This window comes from Rhizobium sp. GR12 (assembly GCF_036596185.1).
Lineage (GTDB): Bacteria > Pseudomonadota > Alphaproteobacteria > Rhizobiales > Rhizobiaceae > Agrobacterium > Agrobacterium nepotum.
In genome coordinates this window covers 122494-137331 of sequence record NZ_JASXTH010000003.1, presented here as the reverse complement: position 1 = coordinate 137331, position 14838 = coordinate 122494, and the positions used below count along the sequence as shown (strand labels likewise).

Annotated in this window: 15 protein-coding genes; 8 read left to right on the top strand and 7 right to left on the bottom strand. The window is 59.1% G+C overall.

From position 1 onward, the window contains the following. From QSK43_RS06475 to QSK43_RS06455, 5 genes are read left to right on the top strand one after another with little or no spacing between them, the layout of a single operon-like run. Positions 1 to 1062 carry a sugar ABC transporter substrate-binding protein gene (locus QSK43_RS06475; RefSeq protein WP_332302751.1) on the top strand — a complete coding sequence of 354 codons (1062 nt, stop codon included), beginning with the start codon at positions 1 to 3 and terminating at the stop codon, positions 1060 to 1062. A 58-nt stretch (positions 1063 to 1120) separates the two neighbouring features. Further along, positions 1121 to 2659, top strand: a complete 1539-nt coding sequence (locus QSK43_RS06470) for a sugar ABC transporter ATP-binding protein (RefSeq protein ID WP_332302750.1) — start codon at positions 1121 to 1123, stop codon at positions 2657 to 2659. Beyond that, positions 2652 to 3626: an ABC transporter permease gene (locus QSK43_RS06465; RefSeq protein WP_332302749.1), complete on the top strand. Its 975-nt coding sequence runs from the start codon at positions 2652 to 2654 to the stop codon at positions 3624 to 3626. The genes QSK43_RS06470 and QSK43_RS06465 overlap by 8 nt, the downstream gene beginning before the upstream one ends. Next, complete coding sequence (locus QSK43_RS06460) at positions 3623 to 4498, top strand: MurR/RpiR family transcriptional regulator (protein ID WP_332302748.1); 876 nt, start codon at positions 3623 to 3625, stop codon at positions 4496 to 4498. The genes QSK43_RS06465 and QSK43_RS06460 overlap by 4 nt, the downstream gene beginning before the upstream one ends. After that, entirely contained in the window at positions 4495 to 5373 is an 879-nt protein-coding gene (locus QSK43_RS06455; protein WP_332302747.1) for a ribokinase, read from the top strand. Before QSK43_RS06460 ends, QSK43_RS06455 begins: the two co-directional genes overlap by 4 nt. A gap of 42 nt (positions 5374 to 5415) precedes the next feature. Here the strand turns inward: QSK43_RS06455 and QSK43_RS06450 are convergent, their stop codons facing one another. After that, the gene (locus QSK43_RS06450; RefSeq protein ID WP_332302746.1) at positions 5416 to 6825 is read right to left on the bottom strand and encodes an aminotransferase-like domain-containing protein; all 1410 of its coding nucleotides are present in this window, start codon (positions 6823 to 6825) and stop codon (positions 5416 to 5418) included. A 147-nt stretch (positions 6826 to 6972) separates the two neighbouring features. Between QSK43_RS06450 and QSK43_RS06445 the strand changes: the two genes are divergently transcribed. After that, positions 6973 to 7959 carry a hypothetical protein gene (locus QSK43_RS06445; RefSeq protein ID WP_332302745.1) on the top strand — a complete coding sequence of 329 codons (987 nt, stop codon included), beginning with the start codon at positions 6973 to 6975 and terminating at the stop codon, positions 7957 to 7959. A gap of 143 nt (positions 7960 to 8102) precedes the next feature. On the opposite strand, the gene QSK43_RS06440 is transcribed toward QSK43_RS06445, so the two are convergent. Beyond that, a complete protein-coding gene (locus QSK43_RS06440) occupies positions 8103 to 8543 on the bottom strand; it encodes a MarR family winged helix-turn-helix transcriptional regulator (protein ID WP_332302744.1) in 441 nt (146 codons plus the stop codon). Further along, the gene (locus QSK43_RS06435) at positions 8540 to 9328 is read right to left on the bottom strand and encodes an HpcH/HpaI aldolase family protein (protein ID WP_332302743.1); all 789 of its coding nucleotides are present in this window, start codon (positions 9326 to 9328) and stop codon (positions 8540 to 8542) included. The genes QSK43_RS06440 and QSK43_RS06435 overlap by 4 nt, the downstream gene beginning before the upstream one ends. A gap of 85 nt (positions 9329 to 9413) precedes the next feature. On the opposite strand from QSK43_RS06435, the gene surE reads away from it, so the two are divergent. Next, positions 9414 to 10214, top strand: coding sequence for a 5'/3'-nucleotidase SurE (gene surE / locus QSK43_RS06430; RefSeq protein ID WP_332302742.1), 801 nt, complete (start codon positions 9414 to 9416; stop codon positions 10212 to 10214). 71 nt (positions 10215 to 10285) lie between these two features. Here surE and QSK43_RS06425 read toward each other — a convergent pair whose 3' ends face one another. From QSK43_RS06425 to QSK43_RS06415, 3 genes are all read right to left on the bottom strand, one after another. Further along, positions 10286 to 10678: a tautomerase family protein gene (locus tag QSK43_RS06425; RefSeq protein ID WP_332302741.1), complete on the bottom strand. Its 393-nt coding sequence runs from the start codon at positions 10676 to 10678 to the stop codon at positions 10286 to 10288. A 61-nt stretch (positions 10679 to 10739) separates the two neighbouring features. Next, positions 10740 to 12095, bottom strand: coding sequence for an MFS transporter (locus tag QSK43_RS06420; RefSeq protein ID WP_332302740.1), 1356 nt, complete (start codon positions 12093 to 12095; stop codon positions 10740 to 10742). A gap of 61 nt (positions 12096 to 12156) precedes the next feature. Then, positions 12157 to 13143 carry an NAD(P)H-dependent flavin oxidoreductase gene (locus tag QSK43_RS06415; RefSeq protein ID WP_332302739.1) on the bottom strand — a complete coding sequence of 329 codons (987 nt, stop codon included), beginning with the start codon at positions 13141 to 13143 and terminating at the stop codon, positions 12157 to 12159. A 117-nt stretch (positions 13144 to 13260) separates the two neighbouring features. Here QSK43_RS06415 and QSK43_RS06410 point away from each other — a divergent pair, with 117 nt between their 5' ends. Further along, the gene (locus QSK43_RS06410; protein WP_332302738.1) at positions 13261 to 14187 is read left to right on the top strand and encodes a LysR family transcriptional regulator; all 927 of its coding nucleotides are present in this window, start codon (positions 13261 to 13263) and stop codon (positions 14185 to 14187) included. Between the two features lie 82 nt (positions 14188 to 14269). On the opposite strand, the gene QSK43_RS06405 is transcribed toward QSK43_RS06410, so the two are convergent. Next, positions 14270 to 14803, bottom strand: coding sequence for a YbfB/YjiJ family MFS transporter (locus QSK43_RS06405; RefSeq protein WP_332302973.1), 534 nt, complete (start codon positions 14801 to 14803; stop codon positions 14270 to 14272). Positions 14804 to 14838 lie beyond the last annotated feature (35 nt).

The window sequence follows — 14838 nt, the reverse complement described above, 5'->3', positions numbered from 1 at the left end:
ATGAACAGACACCTGAAATCCGCGATTGCCGGCATGGCGCTGGCGCTGATGGCAAGCGCAGCCTTCGCGCAGGAGCTTGCGCCGCTCAACTCGGATACCGAAAAGGACCGTATCGACTGGTCGCAGCTTGAAGCGAAATATGGCGCGTTTCCGAAAATTCCGGAAGGCACGCGTGCCGGTGGCGTTTCCAAGACGCTCACCAACGAATACTGGCGTTCGCTTGGCGAAGGTTATCAAAAATTCGGCGAGAAGGCGGGCGTGACGGTTGCATATCAGGCAGCACAGAGCGAGGGCGATCAGCTCGGTCAGTTGACGATCGCCGAAGGCATGGTTACCACCGGTTTCAACGTCATTCTCGTGTCGCCGCAGACCGACGCCAACCTGCAGCCGGTCATGGAGCAGGCCAAGGAAGCCAACATCCCCGTCGTCAACGTCAATGATGCCGTCATCCCGCAGGCCGAACATTATGTCGGCAATGTCCAGCGCGACAACGGTGTCCGTGTTGCCAAATGGTTCATCGACAACCGTCCGGAAGGCGGCAAGGTCGCCATCATCGAAGGCCAGGCTGGTGTGTTTGCCGCCGTCCAGCGTACAGCGGGCTTCAAGGCCACCATTGGAGAAAACTCCAAGTTCCAGGTCGTCGCCAGCGTTCCGGGCAACTGGGATCGCCAGCAGTCCTACGATGCCGCCACCAACATTCTGCAGCAGAACCCCGATCTCGTCGGCTTCTATTGCAACAATGACGGCATGGCACTCGGCGTCATCGAGGCGGTCAAGGCTGCCGGCCTGCTCGGCAAGGTCGCCGTGTTCGGCACGGATGGCATTTCCGACGCCTACAAGTCGATCGAGGCCGGCGAGCTGACCGGTACGGTCGACAGCTTCCCGATCCTGACCGGTGAAGTGGCGATGGAAACCGCTCTTCGTCTCGTCGCAGGCCAGAAGGTGGCGCGTGTCGTCGCCACGCCGCAGGCGCTGATCACCAAGAACAACCTTGCCAGGTACAAGGGCGACGGCGTCGATGTCCGCGCCGTGCTGATGAAGGATGCTGCCTCCGCGCAGTAATCGCAACAGGAGCCGGTCCTCCCGAGACCGGCTCCCCTCCTTTGATGAAAGCACCGAGATGACGACAACGGCTCGCCTCAAGTTCGAGGGCATCACCAAGACCTTTCCTAGCGTCAAGGCGCTTTCGGACGCGACCTTTTCCATAAAGCCCGGTGAAGTTCACGCTCTTCTCGGCGAAAACGGCGCCGGCAAATCGACCCTGCTGCGCATTCTGTCCGGTGTGTCGCGCCAGACCAGCGGCGAGTTTTACGTCGATGGCAAACTTGCCACGTTCAAGAGCCCCGAGGATGCCCGCCGCGCCGGCATCGCCATGATCCATCAGGAGCTGCAGCAGATCCCCAATCTGACTGTCGCGCAGAACATGTTTCTCGGCCATCCGCTGAAGACTGCCGGCGGCTTGCTGGTCAATCGTCGCGAGCAGGAAAAGCGCGCGGCCGCAGCACTTGCCATGATCGACCCGTCGATCGACCCTTCGACGCCGATCAAGAACCTTAAGGTTGCGCAGCGGCAGATCGTCGAGATCGCCCGCGCCCTGCTTGAAAATGCCAAGATCGTCGCTATGGACGAACCGACGTCCAGCCTGACGCCGGCCGAATTCGAGAGCCTCGCCGCCATCATCGAGAAGATGGCGGCTTCCGGCGTGGCGATCATCTATGTCTCGCACAAGATGGACGAGGTTTTCCGCATCTGCCACCAGGGCACCGTCATGCGTGATGGCAATGTCATCGGCACGGTCGACCTGCGCACCGCTGCCCAGTCGGACGTGATCGCGATGATGGTCGGCCGCGAGCTGATGCAGGAAGAACACAATTCATTTGTGAAGGAGGATGTTCGCGTCGAAGTGCGGGGCCTTTCCTCCGCGGTCACGCATGTCCGCGACGTCTCCTTCACAGTAAGACGCGGCGAAGTCGTCGGCATGGCCGGCCTGGTCGGCTCCGGCCGTACCGAGCTTCTGCGCCTTCTGGCTGGCGTCGACAAGATTGAGTCTGGCGAGATCAGCATCGACGGCCGTGCGCTGAAGCTGACAAACCCGCGCTCCGCCATCTCTGCCGGTATCGGTCTGTTGCCGGAAGAGCGCAAGCGCGAGGGCATCATCCCCATGCGCCCGGTGTCCCTGAACATGGCGCTGCCGTCCTTGCGAAAATTCGCGAAGGTCGGCGTCGTTCGCCATTCGGCGGTTAACAATACTGCCGAAACATTGCTGAAGCGGGTCAATCTGCGGCCGTTCCAGATCGATCGTCCGATCAAGCTGTTCAGCGGTGGCAACCAGCAGAAGGCGATCATCGCCCGCTGGCTTGCCGCCGGGTCTGAAATCCTGCTGTTCGACGAACCGACACGCGGCATCGATGTCGGTGCCAAGTCCGAAATCTACCATCTGATCGAAAACCTCGCCGCCGAAGGCAAGTCCGTCATCGTCGTCTCCTCGGAGCTTCCCGAGGTCATCCGGCTGTCGGACCGGGTCATCGTCATGCGCAACGGCCGCATCGCCGCCCAGCTGGAGCGACACGAGCTGACGGAACAGGCCATCGTCTCGCACGCCGTCGGCGATGCCGAGCCAAACACACATTCCTCGACGCAGGAGCACACCCATGTCTGATATCGCCGCCGAAACGCCCAAGCGTTCCTCGAAACTCTTCAGCTCGTTCTCGCTGCGTGATGCCGGTACGCTCATCGGTCTGATCATCATCATGGCCGTGTTTGCGGCGCTGGTGCCGGGCTTCCTGTCCGAGCGTAATCTCATCAACATCCTGCAGCAGTCGAGTATCAATGCCTGCATCGCACTCGGCATGACGCTGGTCATTATTTCCGGCGGTATCGACCTCTCGGTCGGCCCGACGGCGGCGATTTCCGCCGTGCTGACGGCCGCTCTTCTGGTGACGGGCGTTCCCGTGCCGGTGGCGCTTCTTGCCGGTCTCGGCGTCGGTGCCTTCTGCGGTCTCGTCAACGGCGTGCTGGTTGCCTATGTCGGCCTTCAGCCGTTCATCGTCACGCTCGGAACGCTCAGCACCTACCGCGCCATCGCGCTGATCTATACGGGCGGGAATCCGGTTCTCGGCGTGCCGCAGGGGTTCCGGTCTTTGTTCAACGGTAATGTGGCCGGTATCCCGAACTCGGTCATCATCGTTGCGGTGGTTGCATTCGGGGCCTGGGTCCTGCTCAAAAAGACGCCGATCGGTGAATATCTGCTTGCCGTCGGCGGCAATGAAGAGGCTTCCTATGTTGCTGGTGTGCCGATCGCGCTGACCAAGATCACCGCCTATGTGATCTCCGGCGTTCTGGCTGCACTCGCATCCTTCATTCTGATCGGCCGTCTCGGCGCCGCCGAACCGATCCTCGGCAACCTCTGGGAGCTGGATGCGATTGCTGCGGCTGCCATCGGCGGTGCCTCCCTCATGGGCGGCAAAGGTTCTATCCTCGGTACGATCCTCGGCGCGATTATTCTTGGTGCCATGCGCAATGGTTTGACGTTGATGAATGTCCAGGCTTTCTATCAACTGCTTGCAACTGGCCTTATAATTCTTGTCGCAATGATGATTGATCGCGCGACAAGGGGACGGGAATGAACTCCGATAAAATGGATCTGAAGGCAGTTGGCCCACGCATTCGTATGCGGATGCCGCTATTGACGCCACTGGAAGCACGTGTTGTGGAAACCGTGTTCGCGCTGCGCACCTTCGATGACGATACATCGTTGAAGGAAATCGCAACCGATGCCGGCGTTTCCGAAGCGATGGTCGTGAAGATCACCAAAAAGCTGGGTTTTGCGGGCTATCGGGAGTTCCGCAACGCCCTTGCCCAGTACAACAAGCTGCCGACAGCGGAAATGCACCAGGAACTGTCTGTCGACGACACCTCCGAAGAAATCATCCAGAAAGTGTTTCGCACGTCCATCCAGGCATTGGAAGAAACTCTTGCGATCATGGACGTCAGCGCGTTTGACCGCGCCGCCGACCTGATCCATGGCGCCCGTCAGCGTGATTTCTATGGTGTCGGCGGTTCGGCGCAGATCGCGCGCGATGTGGCGCACAAGTTCCTGCGTATCGGCGTGCGCGCCAGCACCTATGACGACTCTCACATGATGCTGATGTCTGCCTCGCTGCTCGGCAATGATGATATTGCCGTCGGATTCTCGCACTCCGGCAACACGATGGCTGTCATCGAGGCGATGCAGCTGGCCCGGCGAAACGGCGCACGGACGATTGCGATCACGAATTACAATGAATCGCCGCTTGCGCAGCATGCTGACGTAGTCTTGTGTTCGACGGCGCAGGGATCACCGTTGATGGGGGAAAATGCGGCCGCCCGCATTGCCCAGCTCAACATTCTCGATGCCGTATTCGTCGCCGTGGCACAGCGTGATTATGGCGCCGCGGAAAACAATCTCGAAAAGACCATGGCGGCCGTGGCCTCCAAACGGAAAGACAGGTTACTATGACTGGATCAAGCCCCGCCGTCGTCGTCTTCGGCAGCCTCCACTACGACATCATCGTCAAGGGGCCAGCGCGGCCGCGCAAGGGCGAAACCGTGACAGGCTCCGCCTGGCATCCGGCGTGCGGCGGGAAAGGCGGAAATCAGGCGGTTTCCGCCGCCAGGGCCGGTGTACGTTCGACGATGATCGGTGCCGTTGCCGACGACGAATTCGGCAGGGTGCTTCTCTCAAACCTTGTCAGGCAAGCCGTCGAGATCGATCATGTTCGCGTCATCGAGGGCGCGGCGTCCGGCATGAGCGTCGCAATCTTCGATTCTGAGGGTGATTACGGTGCTGTGATTGTGTCAGGCAGCAATCTGCAGCTTTCGCAGGGTGATATTGAAAGCGCTGCATCTCTATTTCGCTCCGGTAACATACTCGTGCTCCAGAACGAGGTACCGGACGCGGCCAATGCTCTTGCCGCATCTGCGATGAAGAGTGCCGGCGGTCGAGTGCTCCTCAATGCCGCACCGGCGAGAGATCTGTCGCCCGAACTGGCCGCGCTGGTCGATGTCCTGATCGTTAATGCGGTCGAAGCGGAAGCACTCGCAGGCAGCTCCGCCGTTGATACGCTCGACGATGCGATGGCAGCAGCGCGACGTCTGGCACAGTCCTTTCCAGTGGCGGTCGTGACTGCAGGCGGCGAGGGGGTCGCGTGTTCAACACGCAATGGTGAGGAAATCCGAATCGAGGCAATCAGGATTGAGCTTGTCAGCACGCATGGCGCAGGCGATGAGTTCGTCGGCGTTTTGGCTGCACGTCTGCTTGAGGATACACCACTCGCCGGTGCACTGCATGCCGCCAATCGAGCCGCAGCTATCCTCGTCAGCTCGCCGCGCTGAACTCCGGGCCTTCGGTCAATCATCCGGGACAGCCATTTTCCGCTACAGCATGCGACGCAGGTCCACCAGGGCCGATTTGATCTGGCTGAATTGCATTGCGCCGAAGCCGATGACAATGAACAGACACGATGGCACTTCCGGGAGTGTGTAAACCGATGGAATGCCGACTGCCAGGTTCGCTTTCTGACAGGCAGCCAGTACGCGCTGCAATTCAATGTCGGACCCGATTTTGACGAAGAACTGAAGCCCGCCCTCAGGCTTTTGGAAGTCCCAGTCCGGGAACATCGTACCCAAGAGGCCGGCGAGTTTATCCCGCCTGCGCCGATACACGCTTCGCATTCGCTGGACGTGACGTTCGATGACACCGCTCGCAAGCAGCTCTGCCACCCATCGCTGTACAAGACCGTTCGTTCCTCTTGACAGGCTCCAATGCAACCCCGCCATTTCCCGGATTAAGCCAGCGTCGGCGACGACGTATGCCAGGCGAACAGTGTTGAAAAGTACTTTGGAAAACGTGCCAAAATATATGACGTTTCGTCCTGCATTGCTCGCCTTCAGTGCGGCTTGTGGCTGATGATCGTAATAAAATTCGCTGTCGTAATCATCTTCCATGATCATGGCGCCGCGCTTTTCTGACTGCTCCAGAATTGTTGCACGCCGTGCATTGTCCAGGGTCAGACATTGGGGGAAGTGATGTTGCGGCATCAGATACAGGAGATCTTCAGGGCCCAGCCGCGTATCCCCGAGAAGAATGCCGTTGCTATCCACACCATGCGCGTGAAGGGTATAGTTGAAGCGGGCAAAGTTCCTCGGAATATCGATATAGCCCGGTACGCCAAAGTGTATCGCGTTGCATGACTTTTGCAGCGTCATCGCGATCAGCACGGCCCCATACTGGGACCCGGGTACGACAAGCACTTCCTCCGGCTTTGCAATGATGCCGCGCGCGGGGAGCAGCTTCTCACAGATGAGCTTGCGTAGTGTCAGGTCGCCGGCGCTTTCGCCAAAAGCATTCAGCAACGCGGGGTAACGAAGCACTTTGTTGAAGCCCTGTCGCAGTTCGGTCACCGGCAGATGTGTCGTGTCCGCAATACTGGGCATCAATGACCGCACGCGAGGATCATCGATGATCGGTTCGTCGAACGCGAGCAATGTCCCCGCCGTTGCGTCGAGTGCACGATTGAGTGCTGATGTCACCGCGTCGCTGACCGCCAGAACTTCTGTGCCACGACCAACGCGGCTTGCACAGATGTTGCGACTGCAAAGTTCTTCATAGGCCTGCACGACGGCGCCGCGGGATATCCCGAGCTGACGGGAAAGATCCCGCGTCGACGGCAGGCGTTCACCGCATGAGAGTTTCCCGGACCTTATCAGGAATTCAATTTGATCGAGCAGCTGCCGGTAGATCGGAAGCGCGCCACTGGCGGCCGCGTCAAGGCGTATATCAAGCATCGCGTTTCAGACCGGACCAATGATTTTGACAAATTGGACCTTATCATCTTCTCGGATATATACCAATGGAGAGGCTTCACCCGTCTTGGCCTTGTGCTGAACGGTCAACGTGGGCCCGCGTTGGACAGGGTGCCTTGAGGGATTTCCATGCCAAACCACTTTCTGCAGGACAAAAGGTTTGATCTGTTTTCCAGCTCGATGGGTATCATTGGGCTCGGACTGGGATGGAGGATCGCATCAGATACGTTCGGTTGGCCGCATTTGATCGGAGAAACCATTCTGCTTGCGGGTTCCGTTGTGTATGGCGTGTTGCTGGTAGTGCAGCTTGTCCGCATCTGTCTCTGCCCGAATGCTCTGGTGGACGAATGGCGCTCATCTGCGCAGTTCGTGTTCTTTTCGGCCGCAACAATTTCGGGATCCCTGCTGGCGGCGGCAGTACTTCCATACAGCACGACCCTGGCAAAGTTCATCTGGTGGCCCACGACGAGCGCGCAGCTTGTGTTGTTAGTGGCATCGATGCGCCGCTGGATGACCACCACGCATCCCGTCACTGAAGCAAATCCGACGTGGTTGATCCCGATGGTTGGAAACGCTTCGCCTGCATTCGCGGGCGTGGCGCTTGGCTATGAAGACCTGAGCAGGGCGATGCTGATGTCCGCCATTGCGTGCTGGATTGCGTTTCAGCCGATCATTCTCTTCAGACTTTGTTTTGCCGAACCCCGGATCGCCGTTCGGGCACTGCCGGGTCTGAAAATTCTTGTTTCTGCCCCCGCAGTCATTGCGATTGCCCTGTCCACCATCCTTGGCCATGGTAACCTGCTTACAGAATTTGGGACATATTGCTCCCTCTTCTTTGCGCTGTGCGTGGCCAGCCATGGCAAGCGCCTGTGGGAAGCCCGCTTCTCACGCTCGTGGTGGGGGTTCACCTTTCCGATGGCTGCGCTTTCCAGTGCTCTCATCCGGCTGTATCAGGTCCGTCCGGGAGCCTTTACTGCGACGCTCGCTGTTGGCTGCTTGAGTGTCGCAACTGCTATCGTCACGATCGTTGTATTTGCCGCCTTGAGGCATGGACTTACATCGACGGGCGATAATCATGGCGCAGATGGTCACGCTCGATCGGCCGCCGACCTGTGATTAGGGGCCGCCAAGGGGGGGCGCCCGTTGCCCAGCGATACGGATGAGGACTCCAAGATTCCGGCGGGAGTAGTCGACCCTTGTCAGCACATGGTGCAGGCAGCGATTTCGTCGGTATGCTGGCAGTGCAAACATGTCAGGGTTCACCCTCGCGAGGACTCGTAAAAGAGCGCAAGCCGCTCCAGGGATTCGCTTGCCGCCAGAAGCTGTTCCTGCTCGGCCGGGCTGAGGGTGGCCTCCATCGCCGCGCGTAGCCAGGTCTCGCGAGCCTGCCTGCTTTCGCGAAGTGCCCTTTGCCCTTTTGGAGAGAGGCTGATCCACGTCTTCCGTTTGTCGTCAGGATCGGGGGTTCGGTCAATAAGGCCAACAGCCTCCAGTTCGCGAAGCAGCGCTGCCACATTGGCCGATGACATTCCCTCCGCAGTCGCAAGCATCGTCGGCGTAACCGACCCGCCCATGCGGTCGATCAGTCCGACGATGAGCATCTTTGACCATGATACAGCGTCATTCATCGCTTCCTTGCGCAGGCGTCTCGCCATCAGGGTCATACGCGAGCGCAGCTTGGACACGTCGTCTGGCGTCATTTGCTTATCCCTCCCGACCACAGGCCGTATTCGTCTGCCTGCCGCAACGCGGCGTCCCTCACATAGGCAAGATCGCTTCCCGTCGCCACCATCTGATAGCCGTCGTCGAAGAGCGCCTGCCATGTCCGCCCGTGACGTGGTACGGTGGCAGCGGGTTTTCCAGAGGCCCGGATGGCCTCGTATGATTTGGCGATCAGATCCTCCACTTGCCTTGCGCCTGTCTGTCCCGGAAGACCGATACTTCCAGATAAATCAGAAGGACCGATGAAAATTACATCGACGCCCGCAACCGCAGCAATGTCGGCCGCATTGTGCACGGCTTCAGCCGTCTCGATCTGTGGAATGATCAACATCTGCTCATGGGCGATATCGAGGTAGTTGTGGACCATCCCATACCGTGATGCTCTCACAACTCCAGCGGCGTTTCCCCGCCTGCCGTGCGGGGGATAGAGGCATGCGTCGACAACGGATTTCACTTCCTCTGCCGTGTTGACCATTGGAACGAGCACGGCCTGCACACCCGCGTCCACAACGCGCTTCAGATAAACAGGATCACTGGCCGGCACGCGCAAAACCGGCGTCGTACCGGTGCCCAGCATCGCCCGCATCATTGAAACGGCGTTGTCGAGATCACCGACGCCGTGTTCCTGGTCGATGATCACGAAGTCCAGTTCGGCCTGTGCGACGATCTCGGCAATCGTTGGAGAGGCTGAATGCAGCCACATGCCGAAGCACTTTTGGCCCGTCCGCAGTTTTGTCTTCAGAAGGTTCTCCTGGATTTTCATCACATCCTCGTTGTTGCATGCGTCGGCCGTTATTGCTAACGACTATTAGCTATTATTGGTTAGCAAAAAGCATGGGAAAGACGCAATGGCGAAACGACTGCGGCGGATACTTCTGACAAATGACGACGGCGTCGATGCGCCCGGCCTCAAGGTGCTCGAAGAGGTGGCAAACGAGTTGGCTGATGATGTCTGGGTGGTCGCCCCTGATCATGATCAGAGCGGCATCTCGCATTCCCTCAGCCTTCACGCGCCGCTGCGCGTCTCCCGCAAAGACGCGCGCCGTTTCTCAGTTTCGGGGACGCCCGGCGACTGCGTCGTCATGGCGGTGCGGCATCTTATGGACGAGCCGCCCGAGCTGATCCTGTCCGGCATCAACCGGGGAGCAAACATCGGTGTGGAAACGGTCTTCTCCGGCACCGTTGGAGCGGCGATGACTGGAATGCTGCTCGGCATCCCGTCGATGGCGCTCAGCCAGGCGTTTTCAGACCGTGACAACATTCCCTGGTCGACGGCGCGGTCCCGCGCGCCCGACGTGATCCGGATGTTCGCAGGCGGTTCCTGGAGCGCAGCAAGTTGCCTCAACATCAACTTTCCCGATTGTGCCGCCGAATCTGCGGGCGAGGTTGTCCTTACAACGCAGGGAAGAGGGCATCTCGATGATGTTCAGGTTGTTGCGGGTACAGATCCACGCAAACTCGACTACTTCTGGCTCAGTCTTTCGAGGTCAGTCCATGTCGACGCCGACAGCAGCGAGGCGAGCGCTGTAGCGGCAGGAAAGATTTCGGTGACGCCGCTCGAGTTCGAGCGCACCAGCCGCCGGGCATTGGCCGATCTTATTGCGTCACGCGGATGCGACGGAACCGCAAGTTGCTACTCGCGGAGCTGATTGTCTGACAGGTGTCTCTTATCGGACTGCACAGACAGTAGTGTCTTTTCGCTCCCGCAAATGGGGCGTTTTCAGCGAAGCTCGCCGGTCATGAATTGAGCTCTGCCAAGGCCGAAGGACCAATCCGCGTCGCCATTTTCTACGATACTGACCACAACATCGGCTGGGTCGACCCCACAGGCTTCCGAAAGTCCCGTGGTAACACGACGATAGAAGGCCTGTTTGTCGTCAGCGGATCGTGCTCGTGAGATCACCTCAATGATGATCAGCCCGTTGCTGCGGGAAAGACCGAGCCCAGTATCCTCTGCGCGCACATGCGATTTCTCATGTTCGATCAGGAGCTGATAGCGATCAGCCGGCGGTACATGGAAGGCCTGGACTACCGCCTCATGGATGCAATCGAGGATCGTGTCGTGTTCTTCGGGCGATCGGCCCTTCAGAAGGTTGATTTTGATCAGTGGCATTGTCGTCCTCTGGAAATAAAGGAAAAGGGCGGGGGCGCACGCCAGCGTCCCCCTTGAACATTCAGTTTGCCTTTATCGGCAGGCCAGTTGCGGCAGGTTCACGCTCTCCAGCCAGGGCACGAGGGAAGCAGAGCACATTTACGGCCGCGCTCATGATCGCGATCGCAATGGGATAGGCGAGCCCCGCATAGATGTTGCCCGTGTAGGCAACCAGGGACAGGCTGATGAGGGGAACAAATCCGCCAAACACGCCTGTTCCGATGTGATAGGGCAGCGAGAGGGAGGTGTAGCGCAATTTCGCCGGAAAGAGCTCGACCAGAAACGCTGCCATCGGTCCGTAGACGAGACCGACGAAGACGAGTTGGGCGACGATGAGTGCTGTGACCAGAACGAAGTTCTGCGCAGCGACGGCGGCCGCGATGCCCTGATAGATCGGAACATAAAACACCGCTGCAAGAACGAAGCCTGTCACGATCAACTTGCGGCGGCCAATCCGATCTGACAAGGCACCGAAGAAAACGATGAGCGGCGTTCCGATTACCAAAGCGGCGGCAAGACAAAGGTTTGCTGTCAGGAAGTCCAGCTTCAGTACGCTCTGCAGGAAGTAAAGGGCATAGAACTGTCCCGTATACCACACGCATCCGAGGCCGGCAGTTGCCCCGAAGAGTGCGAAGGCGGCGTAACGCACACCATGACCGGTTGCGAAACTCTCTCGGATCGGGTTCTTTGCCGTCTTTCCGCCTTTGCGAAGCTCCTCGAACACGGGGGATTCGCTCAGTTTGAGGCGCAGATAGAGCGACAGCCCGATCAAAACCGATGACAGCAGGAACGGAATTCTCCAACCCCATTGCTTGAAGAGGTCTTCGCCGAGCCACAGCCGGCACGTCAGAACGACAACAATCGCGAGGAAAAAGCCGACGGTTGCCGTTGTCTGGATAAAGCTCGTAAAGAAGCCACGTCTATTTTCGGGCGCGTGTTCCGCAACGTAAACGGCGGCGCCGCCGTATTCCCCGCCAATCGCCAGTCCCTGGATGAGCCGCAGAACGACGAGAGCGATCGGCGCGAAATAGCCCGCAGTCTCAAAGGTTGGCAGGATGCCGACAAGTGCGGTCGCAACGCCCATCAAAATGAGTGTCATCAAAAACGTGCTTTTGCGCCCGAAGCGATCGCCGAGGCTGCCAAACAGCAGGGCTCCCAACGGGCGTACGACAAAACCCGTGGCGAAGGTCGCGACGCTGATCAGAACGGCTGCCGTCGGCTCATTGGCCGGGTAGAAGAGCGTCGAGAAAAAAATTGCCAGGCTTCCGTAGAGGTAGAAGTCGTACCATTCAATAACCGTGCCGGCGCTTGATGCGAGAACAACGGTCCAGATGCCTGGTGTGCGGACAGAATCGTCCCTTTCCTGTAGCTGTTGCATGCTGCAGTCCCCTTTTTATGTTTTTGAAATTGGTCGGCCCTTTAATTTGGGCCGCGGCAATTCAGCTCGCGACGCGCTGATCGAATGCGTAGAGGCCAAGTCTTTCGCTTGCCTCGCGCACTGTTCGGCGGACGACGTCCTTTGCCGAGGGCAGATCATTGATAAGGCCCACCGCCTCGCCGACGGTCACGTTGGCCGTGTCGTAGTCCCCCGACGCCCAAGCGGCCTCAACCTTCGACAACTCTTCGGTGTGCAGCGTACGCAGCTCTTCCTCGCGGCCATGCCATTTGTCGATGAAGCCGTTTTTGAGGAGCCGGCCGGTATAGCCGACGGGCCATGCCTTCTGACGGACGATGTCGTAAACTGACGTCCGGATTGTCTCGTCGCCGGAGGCGACGACAACCTTGTCCTTGGCTGCCGGATGGATGAGCGACTCGCGCGTAGCCCAGAACCTCGTTCCCATCAGGACCCCGTCTGCTCCGAGCATCAGCGAAGCGGCAAGGCCCCTGCCGTCGGCAATGCCGCCAGCGGCCACGACAATGACGGACGGCGCAATCTTAGCCACAAGATCCACCACCGATGGAACGAAGGGCATGGTCGAGCGCGCGACCAGACCGTGGCCGCCGGCCTCTGTCCCCTGAACGACGAGAACGTCGGCGCCAACGTCTACCGCACGTCGGGCATGTTCGAGCGTGTGGATCATGCAGATCAGCGGGACACCTGCCTGCTTGACGCGGGCTGCGAGCCGAGCGGGATCGGAAAAGGACAGCATCATCGCGGATGGACGCTCCGCAAGCGCTCGGTCAAACAGATCAAGATCGTGCTCAACCGCCCATGTAATGAACCCGCAGCCAACGCGTTCGTTGGTGATCAGCGGAGACTCCGCCTCGTACCACGGACGATCAGCATAGCCTCCGCCCAAAAGACCCAAACCGCCAGCATCGGCGACGGTCGAAGCAAGTGCGCCACCCGCCGCCGGGGTCATCGGTGCCAGGATGATCGGGTGCTCAATATTAAAAAATTTTGTCAGACGCGTTCGTATCGTCATCGTGCTGCTCCCAGTTGGAGGAATGTTCCCGATTAATTTTTCTTTGACGCTATTGTGACGCTTGACCAATGACAAACGATTAGATCTGATGTTTTCCATCAGAAAAGGAGATGGCTGATGAACAGCGTCGATCTCAAGTTTTTTCAGGCGGTGGTGAGAGCAAACAGTATGGGTGGCGCGGCCGAGGTGCTGCACACCGTCCAATCCAACGTCACCGCACGAATAAAATCGCTTGAGGAAGAAATCGGCGCGCCGCTTTTTCACCGCTCGAGGCGAGGGGTTACGCTGACGGCCACCGGCATTCAGCTCGTGCCCTATGCCGAGCGCGTCGGAGAGCTTCTGGAGGAAGCCAAGCGCGTCGTCACGGACCGCAGTACGCCGAGCGGTTTGCTGAGGATCGGTTCAATGGAGACCACAGCAGCGCTTCGCCTTCCGCCAATCCTGATCCGCTATGCCGAAGAATATTCGGAAGTCGACGTCCTGATGGAGGCTGCACCAACCGAACAGCTCGTCAGCGACGTTGTCGCACGCAAACTGGATGGCGCGTTCGTTTCCGGGCCCATCGCTCATCCCGAACTGCAGAGCCTGGCGATCATCGAAGAGGAGCTTGTTGTCATCTCGTCGCCGCGGGTTCACGAGCTTACGGATCTGAAGGCACTGGCTGCATCGCCGGCCCTGAAGGTCCTCGCCTTTCGATCGGGCTGTTCCTATCGCCGACGCATGGACACGTTCCTGGCGGCATGTGGTGTAACGAATGTGCGCTGGATGGAGCTCGGAACAATGGACGGGATCATCGGCTGCGTTGCAGCCGGGGTCGGAGTGGCCATGTTGCCTCGGGGTGTGGTCCAGGCGGCGGCGGCCGACGGACGGGTGATCATACACCAGCTTCCTGACCATCTGCGGTCGGCGCCGACCGTGTTCATTACGCGTAGCGACGAATATCTTTCTGCGGCGCTTCAGACGTTCATGACGGTGGCCTCTGAGGCGCATTCCCGGCCTCAGCCGACAAGGCCGGAGACGGTCAGACAATTGCAGCAAGCGTAGGAACCGCAAAACAGGTAAGAGCGATCATCACGTGGAGCGTGAACCGTGCATCTGGCTGCTCGTTTGCTATAACGCGAACGGGCTATCGCTTCCCCAGCTTGTGAACCATCTGCCGATCATCCGGGAAATGTTCCTGCGGGCTTTCGTTGTTGGCCCTGCCTATGCATAAGCACGCCGCAAGCATCAAGGCGGAGGCTGCCAGCATCAGCGGGAGATCAAAGCTGCCTGTCCTTGCATGGAGAGCGTTGGCCATGAGAGGGCCGATGATCTGTCCTACACCGTAAGATGCCGTCATGATCGCCGACATGTTAAAGCGAACCTTTGCGGCCACCCTCCGGGCCGCCGGCATGGCGATGGTGACGGTTCCCATGAATGTTGCACCGACCAAAACAGCACTGAGAATATAGGCCGCCGGTGTATGCCAGACAGGCAGCACCACGCCGACCGCCTGCAGCGCCAGATTGCCAATGAGGCTTCGTCGGGTTCCCAGTCTTTCGTGCAACGCATGCCAAACGAAACATGACGGTACCGCACCCAGACCAAATACTGCCCAGATATGCACAGGGTCGACTGAGATGGCGCTGCGGACAAGGAGCGGCAGATAGGTGGCGGTGATGATGTACCCTAGTCCGGCGAGCCCATAGATGAGGA